The organism is Pseudomonas sp. zjy_15, assembly GCF_043101865.1.
Lineage (GTDB): Bacteria > Pseudomonadota > Gammaproteobacteria > Pseudomonadales > Pseudomonadaceae > Aquipseudomonas > Aquipseudomonas putida_Y.
In genome coordinates, this window is the sequence record NZ_JBICII010000004.1 from 1 (window position 1) to 4,504 (window position 4,504).

4 protein-coding genes are annotated in these 4,504 nt (G+C 59.9%); 3 read left to right on the top strand and 1 reads right to left on the bottom strand.

Annotation, left to right across the window (positions count from 1 at the left end):
- The coding region (locus tag ACF8EF_RS00405) for a hypothetical protein (RefSeq protein ID WP_392460453.1) at positions 1-256 on the top strand (256 nt) is incomplete at its 5' end.
- 342 nt (positions 257-598) lie between these two features.
- Here the strand turns inward: ACF8EF_RS00405 and tyrS are convergent.
- On the bottom strand, positions 599-1,798 hold the full coding sequence (gene tyrS, locus ACF8EF_RS00410) for a tyrosine--tRNA ligase (protein WP_176683475.1): 1,200 nt from the start codon (positions 1,796-1,798) through the stop codon (positions 599-601).
- 212 nt (positions 1,799-2,010) lie between these two features.
- Here tyrS and ACF8EF_RS00415 point away from each other — a divergent pair, with 212 nt between their 5' ends.
- Complete coding sequence (locus tag ACF8EF_RS00415) at positions 2,011-3,420, top strand: peptidoglycan DD-metalloendopeptidase family protein (RefSeq protein ID WP_176683476.1); 1,410 nt, start codon at positions 2,011-2,013, stop codon at positions 3,418-3,420.
- A 3-nt stretch (positions 3,421-3,423) separates the two neighbouring features.
- On the top strand, positions 3,424-4,504 hold a 1,081-nt coding region (locus tag ACF8EF_RS00420; protein ID WP_392528941.1), incomplete at its 3' end, for an anhydro-N-acetylmuramic acid kinase.

Below are 4,504 nucleotides of genomic sequence, written 5' to 3' on the forward strand. Positions count from 1 at the left end.
AACCGCTTTCGATCATTTGATCGTAGCCCTTACAGCACCTTCAGAATTGTCTAACTCATTGAATTTCAAGGAGTTTGTCGTTCCGTTGTCGCTGGAAGTGGGGCGCATTATAAGGGGATTCGAGAGGGCGTCAACCTTTAATTTCAAGAAAGTGAAATATAAGGGGAAAAGACCGTATCGGGGCTGCCAAGTGTTCGCCACAACAGTTTCTGCGCCGGTGAGATCGAGCGCCGCCCGCGCGGCGCTTCGCGGGTAAACCCGCTCCTACGTTTGTTTCGGGCCAGTCCCTCCTGTGCCAGGCGCGCGCGGCCGCCTTGTTGGTACGCCGCGATATCGAGACAGGCACCAAGGCGTTCGCGCGCGAATCCCACAGGCATAATTGGCCCGAAACAAACGTAGGAGCGGGTTTACCCGCGAAGCGCCGCGCGGGCGGCGCTCGATCTCACCGGCACTGCAAGGGTTGTGGCGGACACATCTCACCGCCAACACCCTCTCAAAACAGCCCCCTCCCCCTACAACAGCAACCACCAAACCCCAAAAACAAAGCGGGGAGGCCTACCGGCCTCCCCGCTTCTATATAGCTACACCATCCAGGCAATCACTCAGCCTTGAGGGTAACCCGGCCAAACGACTTCTTGCCCGCCTGGCACACATGGGTAGCACCAAGGACAAACATGAAGTCCTTGTCGACCACTGCACCATCAACTTTCACCGCGCCGCTATTCAGCAAGTCTCGCGCCTGTGCCGAGTTCTTGACCAGACCAGCCCGGTTCAGCACCGCAGCAATTGGCAGGTCTTCCGCCGCAGCCACTTCGATCTCCGGCAAGTCCTCCGGCAGCTCGCCTTCCTTCATACGGTTACCGGCAGCACGGTGAGCACTGGCCGCAGCCTCCTCACCATGGAAGCGCGCCACAATTTCTTCCGCCAACTTGATCTTGATGTCACGCGGGTTGGCGCCGTTGGCGACGTCGGTACGGAACTGCTCGATTTCTTCCATCGAACGGAAGCTCAGCAGCTCGAAGTAACGCCACATCAGGGTATCCGGGATAGACACAAGCTTGCTGTACATCACCCCCGGCGCTTCCTGGATGCCGACATAGTTACCCAGCGACTTGGACATCTTCTTCACGCCGTCGAGCCCTTCGAGCAGTGGCATGGTCACGATGTTCTGCGCTTCCTGACCATAGGCGCGCTGCAGCTCGCGCCCCATCAGCAGGTTGAACTTCTGATCGGTACCACCCAGCTCTACATCCGCCTTCAGCGCCACCGAGTCGTAGCCTTGCACCAGCGGGTAGAGGAACTCGTGGATGGCAATCGGCTGATTGGTGGTGTAGCGCTTGTCGAAGTCGTCACGCTCCAGCATGCGCGCCACAGTGTACTGCGACGCCAGACGAATGAAGTCAGCGGGGGTCAGCTTGTCCATCCAGGTGGAGTTGAACGCGACTTCGGTCTTGGCAGGATCGAGGATCTTGAACACCTGCTGCTTGTAAGTCTCGGCGTTATCCAGCACCTGCTCACGCGTCAGCGGCGGGCGGGTGGCACTTTTGCCACTGGGGTCGCCGATCATGCCGGTGAAATCACCGATAAGGAAGATGACCTGATGACCCAGCTCCTGGAACTGACGCAGCTTGTTGATCAGCACCGTGTGACCCAGGTGCAGGTCAGGTGCAGTCGGGTCGAAGCCAGCCTTGATGCGCAGAGGCTGGCCGCGCTTGAGCTTCTCCACCAGTTCCGACTCGACCAGTACTTCTTCCGCACCGCGCTTGATAAGCGCCAGCTGCTCTTCAACCGACTTCATAGACAAACCCGCAAGGCTCAGATTCAGGGGGAGCCAACCATACAAGATCGGCTGTCAAATACAAGTTTCGCAAAGGAATGTGACCCGGGGACAGGCTTGCGGCGTCTACGCGCCCTTGCGTGAAAATGGATTTGGTTATATTTTATACAGTTATTTCATCTTCATCATGTCATTCATCTTTTCCATTTCACTTTTTCAAAGTCACCTTGCCTATGACCAACGAACCGCCTAAAGCGCCCCCGCTTTATCCGAAAAGCCATCTGTTGGCCGCCAGCGGCATTGCCGCCCTGCTCAGCTTGGCTCTACTGGTATTTCCATCCAGCGAAGTGGAAGCCAAGAAAACCACCCTCAACCTCGAGCTGGAGAGCCCTGCCGAGCAGTTGAAAGACGAGACCCGTGCTGCGCCACTGGTGCAGGCAGAACGCGGGCAAACCTCGCCTTTCGTCCAGATCGAAGACGCAGCCCCCGAGACTCAGAAGGCCGAACAGAAAGCCCCGGCCGCCGAAGCTACCAAAGAACCAGGCCACCGCGAGATCACCGTGGCCCGTGGCGATACACTGTCAACCCTGTTCGCCAAGGTTGGCCTGCCGGCCAATGCAGTGCATGACCTGCTGGCAAGTAACAAGCAGGCCAAGCAGTTCAGCCAGCTCAAGCACGGCCAAGTGCTGCAGTTCGAGCTCGACAAGGATGGCCAACTGGCCAGCCTGAGCAGCAAGGTCAGCAGCCTCGAAACCATTCACCTGACCAAGACTGCCAAGGGCTACACCTTCAATCGTGAAGTCAGCAAGCCGGTGGTGCGTACCGCCTATGCCCACGGTGTGATCAAGAGTTCGCTGTCGGCATCAGCCCAACGCGCCGGCCTGTCCCACAGCATGACCATGAGCCTGGCCCGCGTGCTGGGTTACGACATCGACTTCGCTCAGGATATTCGCCCGGGCGACGAATTCGACGTGGTCTATGAGCAGAAAGTGATAGACGGCAAGGTTGTCGGTACCGGCAATATCCTGTCCGCCCGCTTCACCAACCGCGGCAAGACCTATACCGCCGTGCGCTATACCAACAAGCAGGGCAACACTAGCTACTACACCGCCGACGGCAACAGCCTGCGCAAGGCCTTCATCCGTACCCCGGTCGACTTCGCCCGCATCAGCTCGCGCTTTTCCGCCGGCCGCAAGCACCCGATCCTGAACAAGATCCGCGCCCACAAGGGCGTCGACTACGCAGCTCCCCGCGGCACACCGATCAAGGCAGCTGGTGACGGCCGTATCGAACTGGCCGGTCGCCGAGGCGGCTACGGCAATACCGTGATTATCCAGCACGGTAACCGTTACAAGACGCTGTATGGCCATATGCAAGGCTTCGCCAAGGGCATCAAGACCGGCAGCACGGTCAAGCAGGGCCAGATCATTGGCTATATTGGCACCACTGGCCTGTCTACCGGCCCACACCTGCACTACGAGTTTCAGGTCAACGGCGTGCACGTCGATCCGCTGAGTCAGAAAGTGCCGATGGCCGACCCGATCGCCAGAAACGAGCGCCAGCGCTTCTTGCAGCAGAGCCAACCACTGATTGCCCGTATGGACCAGGAAAAGGCAACTCTGCTCGCAGCGAACAAGCGCTAAGCCATGGCGCTCTATCTGGGGGTGATGTCCGGCACCAGCCTTGATGGCCTGGACATTGCCCTGATCGAACAAGGCGAGCAGCTTGAGCTGCTCGCCACCCATTACCTGCCAATGCCCAACGACTTGCGTCAGGAGCTGCTTGCCCTGTGCAGCAGCGGCCCTGACGAGATCGCACGTGCGGCGCTGGCAGAAAACCGCTGGGCTAGCCTGGCAGGCGAAGGTATCCACCAATTGCTGGCTCGCCAAGGCCTGAAGGCGGAAGCCATCCGCGCCATTGGCAGCCACGGCCAGACCATCCGCCACGAGCCGGCACGTGGTTTTACCGTGCAGATCGGCAACCCGGCGCTGCTCGCCGAGCTTACTGGCATCAGTGTGGTCGCCGACTTCCGCCGCCGCGATGTGGCAGCCGGCGGCCAAGGCGCGCCGCTGGTGCCTGCCTTCCACGAAACCCTGTTCAGCCACCTTGGCCAGCGACTGGCAATCCTGAACGTGGGCGGCTTCAGCAACCTGAGCCTGATCGAACACGATAAACCGGTCCACGGCTTCGACTGTGGCCCGGGTAATGTGCTGCTGGACGCCTGGATCGAGCGAAAACTTGGCCAGGCCTACGATACCGATGGTGCCTGGGCTGCCTCAGGGGTTGTGCAAGCCAGCTTGCTCAACGCGTTGCTCAGCGACCCGTTCTTCGCCGACAGCGGCCCGAAGAGCACCGGCCGCGAGGTATTCAACCTGCCTTGGCTGGATGCTCACCTGGCCCGCCTACCCGTTTACCGCGACGAAGACGTACAGGCAACACTGCTGGAGCTGACCGCTCGCAGCATCATCGAGTCGTTGAGCAACGCCCAGCAAGCCACAGAAGCGCTTCTTGTATGTGGTGGTGGCGCACGTAACGGTGCGCTGATGGCCCGCCTCGGTCAGTTGTTACCCGAAGCCCATGTCGCCAGCACTGGCGCCCATGGTGTGGACCCGGATTGGGTCGAGGCCATGGCCTTTGCCTGGCTGGCCCATTGCTGCCTGGAAGGCATCGCGGCCAACCGCCCCACCGTTACTGCCGCCAAAGGGTTGCGCATACTGGGCGCGATCT

Bases quoted from the DNA above. Each gene is read 5' to 3' on its own strand.
- tyrS (WP_176683475.1), bottom strand. From the start codon at position 1,798: ATGAAGTCGGTTGAAGAGCAGCTGGCGCTTATCAAGCGCGGTGCGGAA.
- ACF8EF_RS00415 (WP_176683476.1), top strand. From the start codon at position 2,011: ATGACCAACGAACCGCCTAAAGCGCCCCCGCTTTATCCGAAAAGCCAT.